We start from the raw sequence: 21,929 nt of genomic DNA, 5'->3' as shown, positions 1-21,929 counted from the left end.
GGTTCCTTTCGGTGGTGGCCCGGACGTTCCGGGGGTCAGAGGGCGGCGTTCGAGGGCAAGAGATCCTCGATGCCGATGCGGCGGTAGAACTCGGCACGGATGCGGTCGGTGACCGCGGACACGACTTCGCTGCCGTCGCGGGACGGGTCGACGTGCGACCGGAACGGGCGCGTCCCCTGGGGCAGGCCGACCAGGCGCACGATCTCGTCGGCGACGTCCTGCACGTCGGCCTCGGGCGGCACGATCGCGGCGAGGCGGTGGGTCAGCTGGCGGCGGAGCGTGCCGTACTCGGCGTCGTGGTCGGTCACCCGCGCCTCGTCCGCCGGGGTGGTGGCGTTGGTGAAGTGGTTCGTGCCCGAGGTGAACGCCCCGGGGACGACGATCGAGCTGTCGATGCCGAAGCGGATCGTCTCGGCCGCGTAGCTCTCGGCGAGGGCGTCCATGCCGGCCTTGGCGGCGAAGTACGGGGCGAGGAACGGAGGGTGCCCGCCGCGGGTGGAGGAACTGCCCACCCATACGACGAAGCCCGAGCGCTGGGAGCGCATGTGCGGCAAGACGGCGCGGGCTACCCGGTGGCCGCCGACCACGTTGACGTCGTACAGGTACGCGAACTGTTCAGGCGTGAAAGCCTCAGCGGCACCGAAGGCCATGTGGCCGGCGTTCTGCACGACGGCGTCGATGCGGCCGTACGCCCTGATGACGGTGTCGACCGCAGCGTCCACGGATCCCTGCGACTGGACGTCGAGCTCGACGCCGCCGAGCCTCAGCCCCTCACGAGAGGCGAGGTCGGCCAGGGCGTCGCGATGGGCCGCGTTCCTCCCGTCGACGGCGCGCATGCCCGCCGCGACGACGTGGCCTGCGCGTGCCAGCGATTCTGCCGTGAGTCGACCGAATCCTGCGGAGGCGCCGGTGACGAGGATGACCAGCGGCACCGTCATCAGACCATGCCGCCGTTGACACGGATGGTCTGGCCGTTCACCCAGCGCCCGTCCGGCCCTGCAAGGAACGCCACCACGCCGGCGATGTCCTCCGGGGTGCCGAGGCGCTCGAGCGGCGGGACCTTGGCCAGGGCGTTGATCTGCTCCTGCGTCTTGCCGTCGAGGAACAGCTCCGTCGCGGTTGGGCCCGGAGCGACGACGTTCACCGTGACGTCCCGGCCACGGAGCTCCTTCGCCAGGATCAGCGCCATGCCCTCGACCGCGCTCTTGCTCGCGACGTAGGCGCCGTAGGTGGGGAACTGCGTTCCGACGACGGATGTCGACATGCCGACGAAGGCACCCCCGGAGCGCAGTCGACGTGCTGCCTGCTGTGCGACGACGAAGGTGCCGCGGACGTTCGTCCTGTGCAGGTCGTCGAGGGCGTCGAGGTCTTGCTCGGCGATGGTCGACAAGCCGAGGCGTCCGGCCGAGTGCACCACGACGTCGACGCCCCCGAAGTCGTTCGCGACCCTGTCGAAGATCGCCGCCACGGCGTGCTCGTCGGCGACGTCGGCCTGCACGGCGATGGCATGGCCGCCGGCGCTCGTGATCTCGTCGAGGGTCGCGGCGGCCGCGGCACCCCCGCTGGCTGATGCGACAACGACGGTGAACCCGTCACGGGAGAGTCGGGTGGAGATGGCGCGGCCGATGCCGCGGGAGCCACCCGTGACGACGGCGATGCGCTGGGGATCAGTGCTCATGATCTGCCTTTCGTTGCTATTGGTCGGCAGTTTCGCCGATACGCAAGAACTATCACAGATACGACACGCGATAGCAAGTGCCCTAGGCTGGGGGCCATGATCCGATCCGACGACGACCTCCGGAGCGCGCTGCTCGCGGCGGCCGAGGAACAACTGGTCGCCGCGTCCGATGGCGAGATCGCCACACGAGCGGTCTGTGAGGCTGTCGGTGTGACCCAGCCGGTGCTGTATCGGCTGTTCGGCGACAAGAGGGGACTCCTCGACGCCCTGGCCGAGACGGGCCTGCAGCGCTACGCCGCCCGCAAGGCCGAGCTCGAGGCCACCGACGACCCGGCGGCGGACCTGCGCCGCGGGTGGGGTGACCACCTCGGCTTCGCGAGGGAGAACCCCGCCCTCTATCGCCTGATGTTCGCGCCGCGACCCTGGGCGGGCGGTCGCGCAGCGGACGGTGTGAGGGCGCTGCTCGAGCGGACGCTCTCTCGGTGCGCGGCCGCGGGGCTTCTCCGTCTCGAAGTCGACGTCGCATCGGGGATGATCTTGGCGGCCAACGTCGGGCTCGCCCTCGACGACATGACGACCGTGCGTCCCGCGCGACGGGCGAATGCGGTCGCCGACGCGCTCCGCGACGCCGTCCTCGGTGCCGTCCTCGTCGCGGGTTCCCCGCCGGCGTCGTTCGACGCTGCCACAGCCGCCCGGCGGCAGCTCCGTGCGCAGCTCGCTGAGGGCGGGCCTGGCGCCCTCCTCCCCGAGGAGTCCGCGCTCATGAACGTCTGGCTCACGCGCCTCGACCGAGAAAGCGACGGCCCCCGGTGATCTCCACGTTCCTCGTCGAACACGCGCCCCTCGTCCGCATCGGCTTGTGGGTCGCCGTCGCGGCCGCCACCCTGCTCGCCTGGGTCCTGCACCGGCTCCGGCTCCGGCGTGTCCTCCTCGGCCTCTCGGCTGTCGCGCTCATCGCGGTGCTCGTTCTAACCCTGCTGCCCGACGGAGCTCGGCCCGGCGGTGTCACCTGCACCGTGCAGTTCAGCGTCCCGTTCCAGGGCATCGACACGCTCGCCAACGTCGCGATGCTGCTGCCGCTCGTGCTCTTCCTCGGGACGGCGACGAACCGGCCGCTGACAATCCTCACCGGTGCGGTCGCCCTCTCCGCCGTCATCGAAGTCGTACAGGCCCTCGCGCCCGTCCTCGGTCGCCGGTGTGACACGGACGATTGGGCCATGAACACCGTCGGCGCGGTGCTGGGCGCGGTCATCGCTCTCGTCATCTGCGCGATCGACCGGCGACGTAGGGCCACCGCGTCGTCGGGATGAGTCACTGGCCGCCAGCGGTGCGCCCGACTTGCGGCCAATATGCCTACTGGCGATCAGGGCGTGATGTGCACGGGCTCATCGGCAATGGCGAGGATGGTGGTCTTCCCTCTGCAAGCGGGGGCGCTCGATGTAAGAAGCACCTAGTACGGCTCCTTGAAGGTGTCCGATAGGGGATCGGCTATCGGATGCTTTGAGTCTCACTGAGAGTACGGTTGCGAGACGAGCGCCACCTGTACCCTGCCTAGACCTGCTTTCGGATCCAGTCCCATTGCTGCTTCGGCAACCACCCCTGTCGCGCCTCGCCATCGATCTCGACGCAGAAAATATTGTCGTTGTCATCAAGGATCGGGCGCTGCTCTTCGTAGACACCCTGCGCGGAAACGGCAGATCCCGCGACAATCCACGTGGACTCGAGGATCTTGGCCCACGTGCCGTATGACTTGATCTTGTCCGAAAGGCTCTCGTACGACTGGCCTGGGGCGTGGAGGTCGTAGGCGATAAGTACGGCAGTCATGGCCTGACTTTCTGGATGGCATCGGCGCCGTCCTGGGTCTCACTCAACAAATTAGTACGCCGCACAGGCTCACGTGGCCGTTGTCCACCCCGCGCGCCACATAAAGGACTCGGGGGCCATCTCGGTAGCCGATCGGTTATCGGACACCCAGCCCTCGGCTCTCCAGGGTGCTGGTTTGCACTTTCAGCTCAGAATCCGGATGTCGGACAGCTGCTCCGACTTCGACCAGAGGGCTGCCGCTGGGGCGGAGTTCGAGGCTGCGGCCGCGAAAGGCAGCCCCAGCGCGTCGGGGGCGGTCTTGGAGCCAACCGGGCCCCAGAACAAAGCGGGGGTGGCCTCCGGATTCAGGGCGGCAGTGAGTACTCCAATATCGGCCGGTTCGGGGTCACGGCCGATGACCCGGGCGACGGCACTCGTCAGAACCCTCGTGGTGGCGGAGGGGTAGGTCGCATGCAAGGGCGTGCGTGCCATGCCGGGGTGCGCAGCAAAGCTCCGCGTCGTGCTGCCCTGGGCTGCGAGGCGTCGCTGAAGCTCGACAGCGAAGATCACGTTTGCCAGTTTCGACCGGCTATAGGCGCGCCCGGGGGAGTAGGTGGCGCTGTCGGAGAGGTCGTCGAGGTCGAGCTTGCCCCCGGTGTAGAGGGAAGACGAGACGGTGACGATCCTCGAAGCGGTTCCGCCGTCGAGTGCCGGGAGCAGGTGCCCCGTGAGGGCGAAGTGACCGAGGTGGTTGGTTGCGAACTGGCTCTCGATGCCGGCGTGATCGTGGCGGAGGGGGACGCTGCTGATTCCGGCGTTGAGCACAAGCAGGTCGAGGGCTGCGTCGCCCACGGTCTTGGCGAACTCGCGGACCGAGTGCGGGTCAATGAGATCGAGACGAGCGACCGTCACACGACCGGCTGGCAGGTTCAACTCCGCGACGAGGCGGTCGCGTGCGTCCTCGGCCCGGGACGTGTCGCGAGCTCCGATGACCACTTCGGCACCGCGACGAAGGAGCGCTCGGGTGGTGACCAGTCCAAGTCCGCTGGAGCCGCCCGTGACGACTGCCCGCCGGCCGGTGAGGTCCGGGGTGGAGGCAAGGGGATTAGCCAGGCGGGTTCGGGTTGGCTGTGTCAGTGAGGACATTATCGGAGCGTAGAGTCTGACGTCAGCGTGAAGGTCAAGGACCAGGAAGAGCACCATGCGGATCGGTGAGCTAAGCAGGAAGACGGGGGCGACTCCACGTGCCCTCCGGTATTACGAGGAGCAGGGCCTTCTCACGGCGGAGCGTCAATCGAACGGGTATCGGGAATACGCCCCGAACGCTGTCGCGATAGTTGAAACCATCCGCTCGCTCCTCGACATTGGGATGCCTTCGTCTCTAGTCAAGGACGTCCTGCCCTGCACGGTCGGCAAGCGATCGGAAGCGGCGTGCCCGGATCTTTTGCGCCAGGTCGCGACCCTACGAGACGACGTGCGGGTACGAGCTGCTCGATTTGCGATGATCGACGCCTCGCTCAGCTCGTACTTGACCGCTAACGCCTGACCCACACGGCCAGCGAGCCCGACGTGCGCACGGGGATGAACTCGACCGATAGTCGATCGGCTGCCGAGACGGCAGGGACCGTCGCAAACCTTTACCCTTTCTCGGGAGGGTGACTCTTACTAACGTGGGGGCCATGAGAGCCACGGGTGTCATGGTCGGTCTTCCTGTTCGCGATCTTGAGAGCGCGACCAGGTGGTATCAATCGGTCTTCAACCTGGGTGGCCCTGATCTCGAGCCAGTGGAGGGCCTGGTGGAGTTCAACGTGGGGCTTTTCTGGCTCTAACTCGCACACCGGCCCGCAGATGCTGGCCACCGTGGCATCACGGTCAATATCAGCGTTCCTGATGCCGGAGCGGAGCGCCAGCGCTTGGCCGACCTTGGTCACGACGTGAGCGAGCTGCAGCGTTTTGGAGGAGTTGTCGAGGTCGTCGAGCTCCGAGACCCGGACGGAAACGAAATTGGCTTTGTTGCCGAATTGGCCTGGAAACCGCGGGGCCGCGCTGGTCCAGCACGGCGGTCAACGAGTCACCCAGGGGTAGGTTCAGGACATGCCTGCTAATGACCGCCTGTCACTAACAGTTACATCGGGGGCGTCCGTCGCGGCGGTCTGGTTCGCGCTGACCGACGGTCGTGACGGCTGGTGGCCGGAACTGTCTCTGACTCCTGAAGTCGGCGCCGCAGTGCGCGAGACATGGACCGAAGACGGGCAAAAGCGATATGCCGACGGTCACGTGACGGAAGCGGCCCCGCCCAACACCCTCGGCTTCGTTTGGCGACAGCCGGCCTGGGCCTCGCCATTGCACGTGCGACTTGAAATTGAGCCGGCCGGTAGCGGCAGCATCGTGGCCCTGACCGAGGAAGGCTTCGCACAGCTGCCCGACGGCTCGATCCTCCGATCAGCACACTGCGACGGCTGGTCGTTCCACCTCGCCAACCTGCTGTCCGCCGCGTCTCGATAGCCGATCGGCTATTGAGACGCTGAGTTCAAGCGTCTGAGTGGTCGTACGTCGATGACGTCCATCCCGGCCGTGCGAGCTGCCGCGATTCCTTCGTCACTGTCCTCATACACCAAACACGCCTCGGCCGGAGCGCCCAAGAGCGACGCGGCACGCAGAAAGATGTCCGGAGCCGGCTTGCCCTCCTCGACGTCCTCCCTTGTCACGAGGGCATCAAAAAAACCCCGAAGGCCAAGTGAGTCGGCAGTGGCCAGCACCGTTCGTGCGCCACCTCCCGTTGCTAATGCTGTCGCGCGACTGCCGTGCTCGCGACGGAGAACCGTAGCGACGAGCGCGACTTCTCCCACTTCGCCGACCCGCTCGAGGTATGCGTCGTCACGATGCGCTGCAACTGCGTTGACGTCGACAGGGATGCCTTGCAGGACGCTGAGCATCGCCACCATCTCACGTGTGGAGACACCGGTGCGGGCTTCAAACCAGTGCTTCTCGATAGACAAGCCAGCTGCAGCGAGAGCGCCGTCGATGGCTTTGAAGTTCACCAACTGACTGTCGGCGAGGGTGCCATCCCAGTCGAACAGCAGGGCACGGTGCTTTTCGGACGGTTCAAGGTCCGCGGGGCTTTGGGCCAGGTGCAGAGTCACCCCTACAGTCTCTCAGCCGCGCATGGTGCACCAGTCGTCATCTCATCCGCTTGCACGAGTGACGCGGTGAGCAGTTCGTCAGTGCTCCACCTGCGGCCACTGCGTGGGCAGGCTGTCTCGATAGATGGCGTGGGCAAGCTGTCTCGATAGATAGAAGGGTGCGCTCGTGAGTGGTCAACCGAGCGTCGGCGGGAGGGCCCCGATCTGCACGAGGATGCTGAGCACGTCTGGCTGGCCAAGCTCTGAGCCTGATGGGGCAACTACTTTACATAGCAACCAACCAGTAAGCTCAGCCCATGAGCGCGAACCTCCCAACCATCTCGGACACGTCTGCCCTCCGGGGTGACGCCAGCAGCCATGGGTTTCGTGCCCGCGAGTACTTCGCCGCCCTCGTGCGACACGAGACCGACGTCTGGAACCTGGTGGAAAAGCGGATGAGGGGTGAGGGCGTGCTGAGCCTGGCGCGGCTGGAGGTGCTGCGGATCGTCGAAGCGGCCCCGATGGGCGCCCGGGTGCAGGACGTCGCGACCGGGGCCGGGACGTCGATCGCGGCGGCCAGCCGCTTGCTCGACCGGCTCGCCACCGATGGCCTCCTCGAGCGAGCATCGGACCCCGTCGACCGCCGGAGCGTGCGCAGTACCCTCTCGCCCCAGGGGCGAGATGCCTTCGCCACCGCGGACGAGCGGTTCGAGCGCGCACTGGACGCCGTGCTCTCGAATGCCGATGCCGCGGCGGTCGCAGACGGCATCGCGGCACTCGAGCGCCTGCAGTCGACGTTGGGGGCAAGGCGATGACGGCGACCATGCGGGCCGTCGTGATCGACGCACCCGGTGACCCCGACGTGTTGCACCTCCGTGAGCTGCCGATCCCGATCCCAGGCCCGGGCCAGGTGCTGATCCGTGTTGAAGCGTTCGGGCTCAACCGGTCCGAGCTGCACTTCCGCCGCGGCATGGGCCATTTCGGGACTTTCCCACGGGTGCCCGGGATCGAAGCCGTCGGGACCGTGGAGGCAGCCCCTGGTGGAGAGTTCCCCGCCGGCACCCAAGTAGCCGGGCTGATGGGCGGGATGGGGCGCGACTTCGACGGGGGCTACGCCGAGTACACCGTCGTCCCGGCCAGCAGCGTCGTGCCGTTCACCAGCACCCTCGACTGGGCCACCATCGGTGCCGTCCCGGAGATGCTGCAGACCGCACACGGGTCGCTCACCGTGGGCGTCGGCGCCCGCCGGGGCGACACGATCCTGATCCGAGGTGGCACTTCGTCGATCGGCCTGGCGTGCATCGTGCTGGCGAAGCAGCAGGGCATGACCGTCATCGCCACCACTCGCAACCCGGACCGCACCGAGCGACTGCACGCCACTGGTGCGGACCACGTCGTGGTCGACACGGGCAGGATCGCCGACACGGTCCGTCGAATCGTGCCGGACGGCGTCAATGGAGCGGTCGAGCTGATCGGCACCGACACGCTGCCCGACACGCTCCGGGCGACAGCCGTCCACGGCACCGTGTCATTCAGCGGGATGCTCTCCGACGTCTGGACCATTCCCGACTTCTACCCGATGGCGGTGATCCCCAACGGGGTGCGCCTCACCGCGTACTCCGGTGAAGCGAGTGACCTGCCGGCGCCGGTGTTGCAGGCGTTCCTGGATGCTGTGGTCGCTGGGGCAGCGAGCGTTCCTCTTGCGAAGGTCTATGCGCTCGAGGACATCGTGCAGGCCCACCAGGACATGGAGAGCGGGGCCCGATCCGGCAAGCTCGTCGTCACGACGCGCTGACCCCATCTGCGTTCGGATGGCGATCGGCTATAGAGACAGTCCAGTCTCAGTGGGTGTGGCGGTGGTGGCTGTCGGGATAGTGCTCGTGGGTGTGGGTGATCGGCTCGTGCGTGTGGACGTGGCGGTGCCAGGTGCCCGCCGTGACGGGGTGGTCGTGAGCGTGCTGGTGGTGGTCGTCGTGGTGGTGCCAGTGGTCGTGGGTGACCTCTTCGTGGGTGTGCTCGTGCTCGTGTCGCTCGGTGAGGTGCAACCAGATCCCGACGGCCATCAGCACGCCCGCGACGACGAGGGGCACCGTCACGGGTTCGCCGAGCACGATCGCGAGCATTGCGCCGAAGAACGGTGCGACCGAGTAGTAGGCCCCGGCGCGGGCGGTGCCGACGTGGCGCAGCGCCACGATGAAGAGCACGAGGCTCACGCCGTAGGCGAAGAAACCCACCACCATCGCGGCGGCGACGTTCCCGGCGGCCGGCGGATGAGCGACCAGGAGGAGAGCCAGGGCGAGGTTGACGGGACCGGCGACGCCGCCCTTGACGGCGGCGAGCCAGGAGGCGTCGTGGATCGCGACCTTCCTGGTGAGGTTGTTGTCGATGCCCCATGCCAGGCAGGCGCCGACGATCGCCAGCGAGGGCCACGCACTGCCGAACTCGATCCCCTGAGGGACGGTCAGTACGACGGCGCCGACAACGATGGCGGCCATCCCGAGCGCGATGCGACGGTCGAAGTTCTCCCGGAACACGAACCAAGCCAGCAGCGCCGTCGCGACGCCCTCGGCGTTCAGCAGCAGCGAGGCTCTCGAGGCGGGCATGTTGACGAGTCCGACCAGCAGCAGAACCGGCCCCAGGATGCCGCCGAACAGGATCGCGCCAGCGAGAGTCAGTCGCTCGTCTCGAGCCAGGTGCACGCGCGGGGAGCGGCGGACTAGGCGGATGAGTCCGAGCCCGAGGCCGGAGCCGACGTAGAGCAGGCCGGCGAGCATGAAGGGGCTGACCGAGTCGAGCAGCAGCTTCGCCGCTGGCGTCCCTGCCCCGAAGAGCACTGCTGACAGCAGGGCAGCCTGGACGCCGCGGCTACGAAGAGCGGTGAGCACGAGACGCTCCGTCGTGGTGGTGGGCGGGGGTGCCGCCGAGCTGGTGCTCGGCCTGGAAGATTGCGTCCGACACGAGCTTGCGGGCGTGCTCGTTCGTTAGTCGGTAGAAGACGCGCGTGCCCTCCTGCCGGGTCGCGACCACGTGCGCTAGGCGCAGCTTTGCCAGGTGCTGAGAGACCGCGGCCGGTGACTTCCCGACTTGCTCGGCGAGATCGTTGACGGGCAGCTCTCCGTCGGAAAGTGCCAGGACGATCCGCACCCGTGTCGCATCGGCCAGCATGGTGAAGACCTCAACCGCGAGCTCGACGTAGCCGCTGTCGATGTGACGACCGCATCTGTTATCCGCATCCATGCGCAGATTATTGCAGACGTTTCCGGTCCACCACTGGCTGTTGAGACGGTGTCCAGCATGATTCGTTCGCCTAAGAAAGTCGGCCGACGACCAGCGACTTCTTTGGGCGCCTATCTGAGCGAGTCAGGATTTTTTCGCAAGTCATCAGGCCTGCGGTCGGTCCTTGCTACGAGCAGGGCCCCCGCGGAGGCGGCGAGGACCGCGGCGAAGAAGAAGATCAAGCTTGCAGCGTGCTGATCCTTGCCGGAGGTCTCGAGGCCACCCGGATTCATAGTGACGTACCAGTCGGGGAGTCGTAGAGGCCCGACCAGCGTGGCGGCGGCGACCGTGAGCGCGCCGACGATGCACACGCCGAACCACATGGAGCTGGCTCGGCGGCCGGACTTGGCCCCGTGTCGCCACCCCGTGAACAGCGTGGCTCCTGCGATGAGAACGGCTCCGAGGGTGAGGAGTCGCCCGATGGGGTCTGTCACCGCCCAGTGCATGCCCCATGGGGAGACCGCGAGGAACGTGATCATTCCCGCTGCGATGCCGGCCTTTGGGGCGGTGGCGACGACATGGCGCAGGGCCGACGCCCGGAGGTATTGGGCGCATTCGCTTGAACCACGGGAGGTGTCTTCTCGGCGGGGAGCGTGGCGGCTGCAAGGGAGCCGGGTTGACCGGCAGCAAGTAGAACACCGGCCGCCAGCAGCAGCACGAGGGAGGCCGTGTAGGCACTGACGGTGTAGGTCGCGTAGATCGATAGCGGCCCGCAGGTTACCCAGAGAGTCAGGGCGAGCCCGACGACGAACAGTGTCATCCGGGTGCGGCGCCAGGTGTGCCCCTGCCGGGCGTGGTTTTGAAGTGCCCTGATGTAGAGGATGCCTGTGGTCGTGATGGCGAAGATCCACACCGGATCAGGTTGCACTGAGAACAGGGTCGACCAGGTAGGTGCGGCGGGGAAAGGTGCTCCGGTGAGGGATTCTGCTGCTGTCACGGGCCCGGTGTCGTAGATCTCTTGTTCCGCTCCGGGCGGTGCGGTGCGAGCCAGAACCGCCGCCAAGCCCGACGCGATGCCCATGAACGCCACTTCAACAGTGACGAGCACCCAGAACGTCCTCGAGCGGCCCGTCTCGATCAGGGGAAGGAGCTTGGTTCGGAAGGAAGCACCCAGAGCCCCGAGGATTAACAGCACCCCCATTTTTCCTAGGAGGATCAGCCCGTAAGAAGTGCTGGTCAAGGCGGTGAGGTCGGTGATCCGAAGGGTGGCACTGACGAGACCGGAGAGCGCGACGGCGAAAAAGCACATCATCGCGGTCGTCGAGTAACGCCGCAGGACGATGGGAAGAAGGCGTGCTGGGAGTGTGCGGCGAAGCCAGACGATCCCGACCAGTCCACCAAGCCAGACAGACGCAAAGGCCACATGCATGAGGATCGACACGACCGCCAGATTGTGGGAGGCGGAGCTGGCGGCGTGCCCTTGCTGGGCAAGGGGCACCAACCCACCGATTCCGATGAGGGCCAGGACTGCGGCGTGCCCGGTGGTCGGACGCGCGATCGATGACCAGATGGCGATAACGACGGCAACCAGGATGGTGGCGGTCCATCCCTGGCCGAGTTCGATGTCGGTGGCGTAGTAGCTCGCTTGTGACCAGAAGCCGCTTTTGGTGGCGTTTTCGATGGCGATGCCGCTGATGCTGGCGAAAGTGAACACGCTGGCGATGACGCCGGCGCCAGCCCACACGAGGGCTGCTGTACGGATGAGCCGGAACATGCTTCGGTGGGCGGCTTTGTGGGCGGGGAGGGCGGTGGCAACGAGGAAAGCGGAGCCGATGGTGACAGCGGCGGCGAGATTACTGAGGGCCTTGCTCAGGGTGTATCCGGTGCGGACGATCTCGCCGGGGTCGACGATCAACACCAGCTCGGCTGGTTTGATCGCCACCAGTACAACCACGACCACAGCCAGTGTCACTGCCGCGGCGAGCCCCAACGTCATTGACGCTCGGGGTCGTGCCGTCCGCGGTGGTCGTGTGGTCGTCATTCGTCGGCGTCCGGGCGGGTGGGTGTCGTGGGGCCTCCGCGTCGTCGTCGTGTGAGCCAGATGACAGCACCCATGACAAGGACCAGCAGGGTGCCGATAATGAGCGCGGCCGGAGCAAAGGCGGTACCGCCCCCGAAGGCCGCCGAGGGTGGCTGGGCCGTTGTCGACGCCGTCTCTAAAAGTTCCGTCGTCCGGGTAGGAGTGGGGGTGGTCGTGGGTTTTGGTTCAGCGGTGGGAAGGGGGCCAGCGTAGGTGAAAGTGAATGTGCCGGAGACGGGGTGGCCGTCACTGGACACGCTTTGCCAGGTCACCGTGTGAACGCCGGCCCGGGTGATTGCTACCGGGGCGGTGAGGGAAGCGCCCTCGGCGGTGGGGGCTCCTGTGGTGACTGTGGCACCGGTTGGGTCGGCGACTTTAAGGGCAAGCGCGGAGGCGAAGTCGGCAAGCGGCGGTTCGCTGAAGGTGACCGTGACGGTGGTGAGTGTCGTGGTCACCGTCCCACCGGTGGCGGGGGTGGAACCGGCAAGGGCGTCGTGGGCGGCGGCTGGCCGGGCGATGCCGACGACGCTGGCCAGGATGATCCCGGTCAGAACAAGCAGGGTGGCGAACCGCCGGGAGCAATAGGAAAGAGGCATTGGTGGCTCGTTACCGTGCGGGTCAGCAGCAATCGCACGCGTCGACCTGACGCTCACCCGTCAGGGCCGACACGGGTGTTTTGCAGGCGTCGCCGCGCCAGGCCTCGAGTCCTTCCCGGACGGCGAACACGACGATGACGAGCCCGGCCACTGGGTCGGCCCACGTCCATCCAAAAGCGAGGTTGAGGATGAGGCCGAGGAGAACCGCTGCCGAGAGGTAGGAGCAGATGAGGGTCTGCTTCGAGTCGGCCACGGCCGACGCCGACCTCAGCTCGGTGCCGGTGCGGCGCTCGATCAAGCTCAAGAACGGCATGATTGCGAGGCTTACGGCCGCGAGGACGATGCCGACAGGGGAATGGTCGGGCTCCCGAATTCCAGTGAGGGCTAGTACGGCGTCGACGGACACGTAGGCGGCCAGACCGAAGAACGACACGGCGATGACTCGCAACGCAACCCGTTCCCGCTTCTCAGGGTCGGGGGCCGCGAACTGCCATGCGATCGCGACCGCCGAGAGTACTTCCACGATTGAGTCGAGGCCGAACCCGATCAGGGCTGTTGAGGAGGCGACGGTGCCGGCAGCGATCGCGTTGATCGCCTCGATCACGTTGTACGTGATCGTGACCGCGACGATGATCCGGATGCGTCGTTGCAGGAGAACACGGCGGGCCGGCGAGAGGAGCGCAGGGAGAGTTGTCGCGGTCATGCGCCGGTCCCGCAGCACAGAGGGACGTCGCAGGCGTCGTCCGTGCAGGGCTCTCCGTCGTCGACCGCGAGCACGACGTCGACAAGTGCGGTCAACGCTTTCGTCAGGTGAGCGTCGGCAATCTCGTAGCGAGTCGAACGCCCCTCAGGGACAGCGACAACAATGCCGCAGCCTCGCAAGCACGAAAGATGGTTCGACACGTTCGAGCGCGTGAGCCCGAGCTGCTCGGCCAGGGCACCGGGATAGTCGGGCTCACGGAGCAGGTGCAGCAGGATGCGGGATCGGGTGGGATCTGCCATCGCCCGCCCGAGGCGGTTCATGACGTCGACGCGCGACGAAATAGTCAGCATATGCTGACTATACAGCTAAAGCTGACGAGACGTGCCCGGTGATCGATCGCTTTCCAGTCGCGACGCAAGGCCTAGCCTCGGGTCACGAAGGTGTTCTGGCCCGCCTTGATCGGCGGCATGGTCCTCTTGGTCGCTGGCGTTCTCGTCTTATGCAATTCACGGTCTGTTACGACCTGGTTGCGAAAGACAAGGGCAGTGTTCCGGGTGAGGTGATCAAGACCTGTGATGAGAATGTCGGTCAGGTCGGCTGCCGGGCCGGGCCCGGTGTGCGTCGAGTCGTCCGCGGTCCCTCTCACCTGCACCGCGCCTCCCAATGTCGGACCTCATCGATACCGTTCCGACATGCGCCCCTTCGCTCTTCGCACGCCGTTGTCCGAGATCGCCGATCTGCGTCTACGCTTGGCAGCTTCTCGATTCCCGCCGTCACCGATCGGCGACGCCGCCGACGAGAGCGGCATGTCGTTGACACGGCTCGGATCGGTCGTCGAGCGGTGGCGTGACGGGTTCGACTGGGGTGACGTGGAAGACGGTCTGGCTGCCACGCCCCAGTTCGAGGCCGACGTCGACGGTCAACGCCTCCACTTCGCCCATCTCCGCGCCGCCGACCCCGCGGTCACGGAACGCATCGCCGTCGTCGTGTTCCATGGCTGGCCGTACTCGTTCGTCGAGATGCTTCCGATGGCACGTCTCCTCGCCGCGGATCCGGTCGTGGTGTCGCCCGGACGTGTGATCGGCTTCGACGTCATCGTCGTGTCGCTGCCCGGCTACGGGCATTCCGCTGCCCTCGATAATCGACCCTTCACCGGCCCCGTGGTGGCGCGACTCATGCACACGCTCATGACGGAGGTCCTCGGGTACCAGCGGTACATCACCTACGGGGAGGATGTCGGGTCCACGACCAGCGATTGGCTCGCCGCCCTGTATCCGGAGTCCGTCCTGGGGTTGTTCGCCACGCACGCTGCCTTCCCGCCGCCGTCACGTCAGAACCAGCTGAGCCAGGACGAGTCGAGCTGGGTCTCCCGACACGAGCAGGACTGGGCGAGAGCGTCGGCCTACGCCGGGCTGCAGTCCACCCGCCCCGAGACGCTCGCCGTGGCGCTGTCCGATTCGCCGGCGGGGTTGGCGGCGTGGATGATCGAGAAGCTCCTGTCATGGTCGGGGGACGGGTCGTGGTGGTCCGACGACGACCTGCTGACCACCGTCTCCCTCTATTGGTTCACCAACAGCATCGGGTCGTCGTTCCAGCCCTACCGAGACCATCGTCTCCAGCCCGAACTGCCTCTGGTGCACGTGCCCGTCGCCGTCTCCGTGCAGACGGGGGAGCGTGGTCTGCCGCGGTCCTACGCCGCGCGCACCTACACCGACATCCGACGCTGGCGAGACCTCGATGTGGGCGCGCACTTCACCGCCTGGCAGGCGCCTCGGGCCGTCACCGCCGACATCAGATCGTTCGCCGCCTCGTTGGTGTGAGCGCGGACTCAGGTCTCATTGTCGCGAAGGCGACGCGACGGCTCATCCGAGAGTGACGAGACGTGGCCGCTGGCGCCTCTAATGATCGTGGGTCGGTGGCGTTTCTCCACGACCGATGAAGTACGGAACGTGACGACAGCACAGGCGGCGATCTCCGAGCACTGGCAGCCCCACCGGCTGACGAGCATCAACGACTACGACGTCAAAGTCGTGAAGCTTCGGGGGGAGTTCGTGTGGCACACCCACCCGGACACCGAGGAGCTGTTCCTCGTCCTGAGTGATGGGCTCACCATTCAACTCCGGGATCGTGACGTTCTGCTCGGCCCTGACGATGTCTTCGTCGTGCCTCGAGGCGTGGAACACTGCCCGAAGGCTGCCGGAGAGGTCGAGGTCCTCCTGTTCGAACCCCAGGGCACGGTGAATACCGGCGATGCTGGCGGGAGCATGACCAGTCCGATACGTGAGTTCGAGGGTGTTTAGGAGGTGCGCCGATAGCCGATCGGCTATCGAGTCGGTGTCGAGCGCGCATCGAGAAGGTGTGAGCTGATCGCGTGCTCGGGACGCTCGGGGTTACATTCATCGAATGGCATTCCTGTCCGTCTCCGTTCGAGAGGACTATCTCTTCAATCAATACGCGCTAGGAACGATCGAGTTCTTCCTGCTCGTTTTTCTTCCCGCGTTAGCCGTAGCCCTGGTCATCAGATCAATCCTCCGTAGGCGACGTCGAAAGTAATGAGGCCACGTTCTTTCGTGCTTTGTCACTGCGCTCGGCACCTGACCCGACAGCCCATGGTCTATCGAGATGCGTTCAGGTGGCGTACTCCCTGTGCCACCAGGTCGACAAGTGGTCAAGGGTCGCCGTGGCTGCGCCGTCTAGACGCTCGCGAGTGTCTCCCCGATGAGCATCCGACAGGACCGCGTCGCCGATGCTCGCGGTGGTCTGCTGCACCACCGAAACAAGTGCGGCCGCGTACGCCCGCTCGGACATCGCGTTCGGTCCCGTGCCGGCAAGTTCCGCTGCCACCGCGGTCGTGACGTCGTCGTAGAACACCAGGGCCCGGCGTCGGAGTAGCGCACTGAGCCGACACTGCGCGGGGAACTCGCCCTTGGCTAATCCCTCGTCGTCCTCGACGTACCGATCGATGTCCTCGAGGACGAGGGAGCGCATCGCATCGGCCGGCGACTGCTGGGGGTCTCGCCGGGAGATCGCACCCCTGATCTTCTCGAGCACTTCGTCCGCTCGGTCGAAGACGAGGTCGGGCTTAGTCGGGAAGTAGTTGTAGACCGTCGGCTCCGATACGCCCGCGGCGCCCGCGACTTCCGCGATGGACACCTCATCGTACCCGTGCTCCGCGAAGAGCCGAGCCGCCACAATCCGCAAGATCAACGCGTAGAAGGCCCAGTCCGTAGAACACGCCAGCCCCCGCTTAGAAGCACGTCGGGGCTAGGGCGGCACGCCGCGCCAGCTTCATACGCTCATCCTCGGTCATAGCCACAACCTACGGTCTCTCGGTGTCGCCTGGTCGCCGGTTCCCTATCGAGCGGTAGTTCAGCGGACTTTAGAGACCACGCTTGGCCTGCCAGCGATTGACGAGGAACACGACGACGGCGACTACGACCAGGCCAGCGCCGACATAGACAAGCGTGGGATTACCCCCTCTGCTGAGCCCCAGTGAGGCACGTATAGCCATGAACGCCCCGACGATGACGGCAACGACAGGCAGGACATCTCGCAGTGGGTTGAACTTGAGCCGCCGGAACCGCTGTGGTAATTGCCTGCTTTTAGCGCCATCTTCAGTCGTGGAAACAGCGTCTGAGATTGACGAGGACACCGACCAATGCCCGCTGGTCGATCGGCTATCGGACGTCGGCCCTGACAAATTCGAGGGCCAGTGTGGCCATTTCTGTTACGGGCATGGTGCTGTCAAGCACGAGTCGTTCGTCACTGCGAGCTTCGTACTCAGCTCGCGTGGTTTCCACTTCGTCCCACGTCGGCAGCACGAATCCAGGAAGGTCGTTCTTGCGCTCTTCGACTCGGCGTCGGTGCTCGACGAGGTCAGGGCAGACGACCTCGATTACTCGTAGGGGAACACCAGCCATCTCGGCAGTCGACACCCAACCGGCCCGTGCGGGTTCACTTCCACTGACTGCATCCGCGATCACCGTTTGGCCCCGCATAAGATTCGGGACAGCGATCGCGTGCAAGGCCGAGTATGCGGCGATACCAGATTGCTCCCGAGGGATGCCGTACTTCCACATCGCCGCTTCGATCGCATCGACTCGCAGCATCGTCGACGGCACTCGATCCGCGAGTGCGGCTGACAGTGTGGACTTCCCAGAACCGGGTAACCCGCAGACCTGAATCAGCATCGGCAACTCCTTCGATAGGCCGTCGTACCTGTCTAGTGCCTAGGCGCGCGGTAGACCATCGGCAATCGACACGGTCGATATCCTGGCGGCGGCCGCCACGGCCTGCCCGATCTCCTGAGGAGAAATTGCCATGACTGACACTCTCGATACGCAGCTCGACAGCATCTTGGCCTCCCGGGACCGGGACAACATGCGCCCAACCATCGATGCCCTTCTGCCCCTCTACGAGAAGCACCCAGAGAATCCCAGAGTCCTTTACGAGCTCGGCGGTGCTTACGACACGGCGGGAGAGGAGGCGACGGCGCTCGGCTTCTACGAGCGGTCCATGCAGAAGGGATTGGCGGGGGACATTCGCCGCCGCTGCTACCTCCAATACGGCAGCACGCTCCGGAATCTGGGGAGGATCGAAGAGTCCCTGCACGTATTTGCTCGGGCGCGTGGCGAGTTCCCCGACTCCGTGGCTCTAGGAGCCTTCGAATCCCTCACCTTCCACGCTGCGGGTAAGACGAACACCGCACTTGCAAGTCTCCTCAAACTGTTGGCCGATCACGTGGATGCGGCAGAGCTTGAGAGGTACAAGCCGGCCCTGCGAGGTAATGCTGACTATCTCGCCTCGTTGGACGCAACGTCCGCCACAACGACCCGGTAGACCATCGTTCAAAGGGAGAGTGGCAGGGGGGCTTAGCGGTCGTCTGCGGTAGACGCTTTCGCTTCACCCGTGTCTTCGCCGCTCACTTCGTAGCGGTCACGAAAAAGTAACCACGCGATCCATGTGGCGGAAACAAGAATGGCCCCGACGTCGAAGACCTTGTGTGCGCCGTGGGCGTGAAGAAGAAACATGACGCCGGCCACGACGAACAGGGCCAAGCCGAGACCTGCTCCAGAGAGCCTCCACCAGGGGTGAGACCGCCAGTAAGACCGGGGCGGATCCTTCTCTCTCGACATAGCCTGAAGGTAGTGCCGAAGTCGTTGGCGGGTTATCCGTCGATGACAAGGAGTTGAAATTTCTCGTCTTCGTTTGCGCTCACCACCGGCCCCACCAGCCGATCAGTCAGTGCGATAGGTCAGTGCGAATGAAGCCCGATTCGAACAGTTCGTATTCCGCGTCGTAGTAACGAGTCGTTCGTCCCTGGTGTGTCATCCCGAGACGCAGACAGACTCGGCGCGACGCAGCGTTCTCGACATGGGCAACCGCGATGATCCGGTTGAGCCCGGCTGCTGAAGCGTGCCGCAGGAGCAGCTGTGCCGCCTCGGTTGCGTATCCGTGGCCCCACGCATCCGGATGGAAGTGCCAGCCGATCTCGACCTCGGCGGATGGTTCGCTCGTTTCGGAGAGCCTGATGTGTTGCAACATAACCGTGCCCACGGGAGTACCCGTTGCAGTGGCTTCGACCGCCCAATAGCCCAGTACCGGGCCGCTCCGTGCGCGGAGACGACCGATCAGGGCGTGAGCCGCGTCGATGTTCTCCATGACTTTGGGCTCGTGCCCGAGATGGCGCTGAACATCCCACCGTGAGTACAGGTCAAACACGAACTCAGCATCGTCGGCCGTCCAAGGACGCAAGAGGACACGGCTTCCAATCAAGGTCGTCACCCGCGAAGCGTACCCGCTTACTCACGGCTGCCCCATCTCGATAAACGATCCCTCATCGACATCGACATCGGCACCGGCACCCGTGGGATTGATGCGGACATGTTCGGAATACCCAAATGCGAAATCTCCTCCACCACTTCTGGTCGCTGGGCAATCTGAGAAAAAGTGAGACCAAATGCCGACGCGTGTCCCCTGTTTGGGTGTCGGCACTATGGCGGACGCGTAGGCTTTATTTATCTTGAGGTTGAGCGTCGCCGCTGAATTACCCGAGGTGGGGAAAAACCGAAATCTTCCCACCAGCTGGCCGTCCCGAAAGCTGTCACTCCTGGCAATGGAGACTCGAGTATCGCCGCACCGACCCGAAACCGGTGTCGCATTCTCACCTTCCTGAAATGGAAACATCTATGGCCATTCGGTCTTCTTTGTCGTTCCGCCCTAGCGCTAAGAGAGCGTCTTCGTCGGTGCTCGGGTGGCGAAAGAGTCTTTCGATTTTCGCCACCGTCGCCGCCACCGTCGCCGCTGCCGCAATGCTGACTTTCGGTGCTACACAGGCTGCTCAGGCCGCCATCGTTTCTGATCCGATCACTAATGTCACGGTCACTCCGGCTGACCCTGTTCAGTACAGCCAGCTGACCACCACCATCGACTTCTGTGTTCCCAACTCAACCCAGGATGGCGACAAGTTCACTCTCACGCTCAGCCAGTACCTGACTGACCTCCCGACCGGCTTTAGTCTCAATGATCCGAAGACGAATGCGGTCGTCGCGACCGCGGCGTTGTCGGAGACAACTCCTGCCGTCATCACCTTCACCATGACCTCGTATGCCGCGACGCACCTCGACATCTGCGGCACCGCGTTCGTCAAGTCAAACTTCAACAACTCCGAGGTGCCGGCGGGTACGACAGTGCCCTTCACCTCGACCACGAGCTTCGGTAGGTCGTTCACCTCGGAGGTCACCCCCACTGGTGCCATTGGCAACCGCGCGAACGCTAACAAGTACGGCATCTTTACCCGCTCGGACGAGGGTCGCACCAATCCGACCGATTTCTTGACCTATCACATTAAAACCGCCGACGGCCCGTTCGATTCCTCGGTCGTCACCGATGTGGTCCCGGCAGCCGAGAAGTGGACGTTCGACTGCGCGACGCTCCGGTTCGCGAACGTCGCCACCGACGCGTCGTATAACTACCTCTCGGAGACTCCCGCGACGCCGACCTCACAGAATTGCACCCCGACCAGTTTGACCGTCCGCTGGGGCCCGCAGGTCGACCTCCATCACTTTGAAGCGTTCGTCTCCGTCAGCCTCGCTGCAGCGACTGGATCCGCCTCCGAGCCGGCCACGTTTAAAAATCTCGCGAACATCACAACGGTCGTCGGCTCCGTCTGGTCGAATAAAGCGGCCTCGGCATCAAATATGCAGTCCTCCGCGGGAGGCGCAGGATCCGGCACGGCCGTCCCGGTTTCTCCAGCTGCTTCGGCCCCGTCGGCGTCTCCCGCCCCGCAGACCAGCCCCGCTGGCTCGTCGGCTCCTGTCGCCGGCGTTAGCGCCGCCGCTGGCTCGGCGACTCCTGTCGCCGTAGCCGCCGCTGACTCCGGTTTGCTCGACACCGAGCTCGCCTATACCGGCACGAACTCGGCTCCCGCCGTCGGTATCGCTGCCGGCGTCGTCGTCCTCGGCGCTGCGCTCGTGGTCATCGGCTCTCGCCGCCGTCGCGTTAGCTGACCGGAACACCTGCCTGCCCAGCGTGGGGCTAGGCAGGTGTTTTTGGGCACCATGAGGGTGCTGGGTGGCGCCCTGAATCGACCTGACCGTGGCGCCGCCCGGTCCATTCCCGGGCGAGGTTTCCCTCATCTGGCAAGTGCGACGCCCCCGGCCCGAAGCGACGTAGCGTGCATCGGAGTCGGGCTCTTGCTGGTGTGCGGGCCGTCGTACCAACTGACTTGGCTGACCGGACGGGACCCCGGCTAAGGGGTCGGCGGCAACTTAGCTGGCGGAGCGAGTGCTGAAGATCGAACCGCAAAGCTGGTAGTGCTGCTAATGGACGAATATGTCACCGCTCTTATCCGCGGCTTCCTTGGTGAGGTCGACTCATCTACCGGTTACTTGCCGGACTAGCCGACCGCGGTCTCGACAGCGGATTCGACGACCTAGGTCGGGTCACAGCTCGACCGAAAGTGAAAGGAGGCCACCCTTGCCGCGCCGGACGTAGGCCTGCATAACCACGGCCGGCGAGTCGTCAGCTTCGTTATACATCGACCGTCCGGCGGCCTATGGGCTACCGGGGCCTTCGAGCCGTGATGGGTTGGGGTGAGCGCCTCGGATATAAGGGCCTGTACGAGTCGATCAGCGTTGTAGACCGTGTCGCTCGCGGCGCTGATGCAGAGGTTGCCGGCGCCCTGAGGAGGTTGTACCCGTCCAGGGCCGCCTTGTCGTTCGAGGGGCCGATATCGGCGCGCGCCGCGGCGAGGGGCGAACCGCAGACCGGCACGAGCCGGCTCACGAAGTCTTCGACCCGAAGCTCCCATCGGGGATCACCCACCTCTGGCTTACCAGCTCCCTCCCGAAGAGGTGCCCTGCACTGGAGCCCGGACGGTGGGTGGGAGCGCACCGACTGGCACACACTCCTGCACGAGGACGACGCCGCCGCCATCGAGTGAGCTAGCGCGACTGCTGATCGGCTTGGAGCTAGTCGCGCTCGCGCCGCTGGACGGGCATGACCCACTGAGCGCGGTCCTGCTCCCAGTCCGCAGCAGTGAGGACATAGCCCCACGACATCAACGTCATGTTGACGTGCTCGGCGTCCTTGTCGTTGTGAACGCTTTGCCACCCGCGCGGCAGAGGGGCCATCTTGTCCCGGTTCGGCGAGAACAACCGCCACTCGTGGACGTCGTTGTCGTACTCGATGTAGGCCAGACCTAGGAACATGCCGTCACTGTAAGGCAGCC

The 21,929-nt window shown here is 65.3% G+C and carries 27 protein-coding genes; 10 read left to right on the top strand and 17 right to left on the bottom strand.

Annotated features, from left to right (window positions below; genetic code table 11):
* Positions 1 to 35: 35 nt before the first annotated feature.
* Positions 36 to 938: an SDR family oxidoreductase gene (locus ITJ49_RS04820; protein WP_194602109.1), complete on the bottom strand. Its 903-nt coding sequence runs from the start codon at positions 936 to 938 to the stop codon at positions 36 to 38.
* Complete coding sequence (locus ITJ49_RS04815) at positions 938 to 1,678, bottom strand: SDR family oxidoreductase (protein WP_194602106.1); 741 nt, start codon at positions 1,676 to 1,678, stop codon at positions 938 to 940. The genes ITJ49_RS04820 and ITJ49_RS04815 overlap by 1 nt, the downstream gene beginning before the upstream one ends.
* Before the next feature lie 96 nt (positions 1,679 to 1,774).
* On the opposite strand from ITJ49_RS04815, the gene ITJ49_RS04810 reads away from it, so the two are divergent.
* Both ITJ49_RS04810 and ITJ49_RS04805 read left to right on the top strand, forming a co-directional pair.
* A complete protein-coding gene (locus ITJ49_RS04810) occupies positions 1,775 to 2,491 on the top strand; it encodes a TetR/AcrR family transcriptional regulator (RefSeq protein WP_194602103.1) in 717 nt (238 codons plus the stop codon).
* Positions 2,488 to 2,988 carry a VanZ family protein gene (locus ITJ49_RS04805; protein ID WP_194602100.1) on the top strand — a complete coding sequence of 167 codons (501 nt, stop codon included), beginning with the start codon at positions 2,488 to 2,490 and terminating at the stop codon, positions 2,986 to 2,988. The genes ITJ49_RS04810 and ITJ49_RS04805 overlap by 4 nt, the downstream gene beginning before the upstream one ends.
* Before the next feature lie 241 nt (positions 2,989 to 3,229).
* Here the strand turns inward: ITJ49_RS04805 and ITJ49_RS04800 are convergent, their stop codons facing one another.
* Both ITJ49_RS04800 and ITJ49_RS04795 read right to left on the bottom strand, forming a co-directional pair.
* Positions 3,230 to 3,502 (bottom strand): hypothetical protein, encoded by a 273-nt coding sequence (locus ITJ49_RS04800; RefSeq protein WP_194602097.1) that lies wholly within the window; start codon positions 3,500 to 3,502, stop codon positions 3,230 to 3,232.
* Positions 3,503 to 3,685: 183 nt separating this feature from the next.
* Complete coding sequence (locus tag ITJ49_RS04795; RefSeq protein ID WP_194602094.1) at positions 3,686 to 4,627, bottom strand: SDR family NAD(P)-dependent oxidoreductase; 942 nt, start codon at positions 4,625 to 4,627, stop codon at positions 3,686 to 3,688.
* A gap of 55 nt (positions 4,628 to 4,682) precedes the next feature.
* Between ITJ49_RS04795 and ITJ49_RS04790 the strand changes: the two genes are divergently transcribed.
* Both ITJ49_RS04790 and ITJ49_RS04785 read left to right on the top strand, forming a co-directional pair.
* A complete protein-coding gene (locus ITJ49_RS04790) occupies positions 4,683 to 5,027 on the top strand; it encodes a MerR family transcriptional regulator (protein WP_194602091.1) in 345 nt (114 codons plus the stop codon).
* 548 nt (positions 5,028 to 5,575) lie between these two features.
* Positions 5,576 to 5,986, top strand: coding sequence for an SRPBCC domain-containing protein (locus tag ITJ49_RS04785; RefSeq protein ID WP_194602088.1), 411 nt, complete (start codon positions 5,576 to 5,578; stop codon positions 5,984 to 5,986).
* Positions 5,987 to 5,994: 8 nt separating this feature from the next.
* On the opposite strand, the gene ITJ49_RS04780 is transcribed toward ITJ49_RS04785, so the two are convergent.
* Positions 5,995 to 6,624: an HAD-IA family hydrolase gene (locus ITJ49_RS04780; RefSeq protein WP_194602085.1), complete on the bottom strand. Its 630-nt coding sequence runs from the start codon at positions 6,622 to 6,624 to the stop codon at positions 5,995 to 5,997.
* Between the two features lie 296 nt (positions 6,625 to 6,920).
* Here ITJ49_RS04780 and ITJ49_RS04775 point away from each other — a divergent pair, with 296 nt between their 5' ends.
* Positions 6,921 to 7,418 (top strand): MarR family transcriptional regulator, encoded by a 498-nt coding sequence (locus ITJ49_RS04775; protein WP_194602082.1) that lies wholly within the window; start codon positions 6,921 to 6,923, stop codon positions 7,416 to 7,418.
* Complete coding sequence (locus ITJ49_RS04770) at positions 7,415 to 8,398, top strand: zinc-binding alcohol dehydrogenase family protein (protein WP_194602079.1); 984 nt, start codon at positions 7,415 to 7,417, stop codon at positions 8,396 to 8,398. Before ITJ49_RS04775 ends, ITJ49_RS04770 begins: the two co-directional genes overlap by 4 nt.
* A 46-nt stretch (positions 8,399 to 8,444) precedes the next feature.
* Here the strand turns inward: ITJ49_RS04770 and ITJ49_RS18100 are convergent, their stop codons facing one another.
* The 7 genes from ITJ49_RS18100 to ITJ49_RS04735 all read right to left on the bottom strand — a co-directional run bounded on the left by ITJ49_RS18100 (position 8,445) and on the right by ITJ49_RS04735 (position 13,548).
* Entirely contained in the window at positions 8,445 to 9,488 is a 1,044-nt protein-coding gene (locus ITJ49_RS18100) for a DMT family transporter (RefSeq protein WP_194602076.1), read from the bottom strand.
* Positions 9,469 to 9,840 (bottom strand): metalloregulator ArsR/SmtB family transcription factor, encoded by a 372-nt coding sequence (locus ITJ49_RS04760; RefSeq protein WP_194602073.1) that lies wholly within the window; start codon positions 9,838 to 9,840, stop codon positions 9,469 to 9,471. The genes ITJ49_RS18100 and ITJ49_RS04760 overlap by 20 nt, the downstream gene beginning before the upstream one ends.
* A gap of 110 nt (positions 9,841 to 9,950) precedes the next feature.
* Positions 9,951 to 10,358: a hypothetical protein gene (locus ITJ49_RS04755; RefSeq protein WP_194602070.1), complete on the bottom strand. Its 408-nt coding sequence runs from the start codon at positions 10,356 to 10,358 to the stop codon at positions 9,951 to 9,953.
* The gene (locus tag ITJ49_RS04750; protein ID WP_194602066.1) at positions 10,355 to 11,815 is read right to left on the bottom strand and encodes a copper resistance D family protein; all 1,461 of its coding nucleotides are present in this window, start codon (positions 11,813 to 11,815) and stop codon (positions 10,355 to 10,357) included. Before ITJ49_RS04750 ends, ITJ49_RS04755 begins: the two co-directional genes overlap by 4 nt.
* A gap of 41 nt (positions 11,816 to 11,856) precedes the next feature.
* Positions 11,857 to 12,495 carry a copper resistance CopC family protein gene (locus tag ITJ49_RS04745; protein WP_194602063.1) on the bottom strand — a complete coding sequence of 213 codons (639 nt, stop codon included), beginning with the start codon at positions 12,493 to 12,495 and terminating at the stop codon, positions 11,857 to 11,859.
* A 22-nt stretch (positions 12,496 to 12,517) separates the two neighbouring features.
* A complete protein-coding gene (locus ITJ49_RS04740) occupies positions 12,518 to 13,198 on the bottom strand; it encodes a cation diffusion facilitator family transporter (RefSeq protein ID WP_194602060.1) in 681 nt (226 codons plus the stop codon).
* Entirely contained in the window at positions 13,195 to 13,548 is a 354-nt protein-coding gene (locus ITJ49_RS04735) for a helix-turn-helix transcriptional regulator (RefSeq protein WP_194602057.1), read from the bottom strand. The genes ITJ49_RS04740 and ITJ49_RS04735 overlap by 4 nt, the downstream gene beginning before the upstream one ends.
* Positions 13,549 to 13,890: 342 nt before the next feature.
* Here ITJ49_RS04735 and ITJ49_RS04730 point away from each other — a divergent pair, with 342 nt between their 5' ends.
* On the top strand, positions 13,891 to 15,018 hold the full coding sequence (locus ITJ49_RS04730) for an epoxide hydrolase family protein (RefSeq protein ID WP_194602054.1): 1,128 nt from the start codon (positions 13,891 to 13,893) through the stop codon (positions 15,016 to 15,018).
* An 81-nt stretch (positions 15,019 to 15,099) separates the two neighbouring features.
* Positions 15,100 to 15,498 (top strand): cupin domain-containing protein, encoded by a 399-nt coding sequence (locus ITJ49_RS04725; RefSeq protein ID WP_194602051.1) that lies wholly within the window; start codon positions 15,100 to 15,102, stop codon positions 15,496 to 15,498.
* A gap of 328 nt (positions 15,499 to 15,826) precedes the next feature.
* On the opposite strand, the gene ITJ49_RS17810 is transcribed toward ITJ49_RS04725, so the two are convergent.
* Complete coding sequence (locus tag ITJ49_RS17810; RefSeq protein ID WP_370544373.1) at positions 15,827 to 16,390, bottom strand: TetR/AcrR family transcriptional regulator; 564 nt, start codon at positions 16,388 to 16,390, stop codon at positions 15,827 to 15,829.
* A 485-nt stretch (positions 16,391 to 16,875) separates the two neighbouring features.
* Positions 16,876 to 17,388 carry an ATP-binding protein gene (locus ITJ49_RS04715; protein ID WP_194602047.1) on the bottom strand — a complete coding sequence of 171 codons (513 nt, stop codon included), beginning with the start codon at positions 17,386 to 17,388 and terminating at the stop codon, positions 16,876 to 16,878.
* Between the two features lie 130 nt (positions 17,389 to 17,518).
* Between ITJ49_RS04715 and ITJ49_RS04710 the strand changes: the two genes are divergently transcribed.
* On the top strand, positions 17,519 to 18,037 hold the full coding sequence (locus tag ITJ49_RS04710) for a tetratricopeptide repeat protein (protein ID WP_194602044.1): 519 nt from the start codon (positions 17,519 to 17,521) through the stop codon (positions 18,035 to 18,037).
* Between the two features lie 32 nt (positions 18,038 to 18,069).
* On the opposite strand, the gene ITJ49_RS04705 is transcribed toward ITJ49_RS04710, so the two are convergent.
* Together ITJ49_RS04705 and ITJ49_RS04700 are read right to left on the bottom strand one after the other, a co-directional pair.
* A complete protein-coding gene (locus ITJ49_RS04705; protein ID WP_194602041.1) occupies positions 18,070 to 18,255 on the bottom strand; it encodes a hypothetical protein in 186 nt (61 codons plus the stop codon).
* A 184-nt stretch (positions 18,256 to 18,439) separates the two neighbouring features.
* Positions 18,440 to 18,982 (bottom strand): GNAT family N-acetyltransferase, encoded by a 543-nt coding sequence (locus tag ITJ49_RS04700; protein ID WP_194602038.1) that lies wholly within the window; start codon positions 18,980 to 18,982, stop codon positions 18,440 to 18,442.
* Positions 18,983 to 19,509: 527 nt separating this feature from the next.
* Between ITJ49_RS04700 and ITJ49_RS04695 the strand changes: the two genes are divergently transcribed.
* Positions 19,510 to 20,706 carry an Ig-like domain-containing protein gene (locus ITJ49_RS04695; protein WP_194602035.1) on the top strand — a complete coding sequence of 399 codons (1,197 nt, stop codon included), beginning with the start codon at positions 19,510 to 19,512 and terminating at the stop codon, positions 20,704 to 20,706.
* 963 nt (positions 20,707 to 21,669) lie between these two features.
* Here ITJ49_RS04695 and ITJ49_RS04690 read toward each other — a convergent pair.
* A complete protein-coding gene (locus tag ITJ49_RS04690; RefSeq protein ID WP_194602032.1) occupies positions 21,670 to 21,909 on the bottom strand; it encodes a hypothetical protein in 240 nt (79 codons plus the stop codon).
* Between the last annotated feature and the right edge of the window lie 20 nt (positions 21,910 to 21,929).

This window comes from Frondihabitans sp. VKM Ac-2883, assembly GCF_015350875.1.
Taxonomy (GTDB): Bacteria; Actinomycetota; Actinomycetes; order Actinomycetales; family Microbacteriaceae; genus Frondihabitans.
Note: the sequence above shows the minus strand (reverse complement) of the source record. Positions and strands in the feature narration are given on the sequence as shown.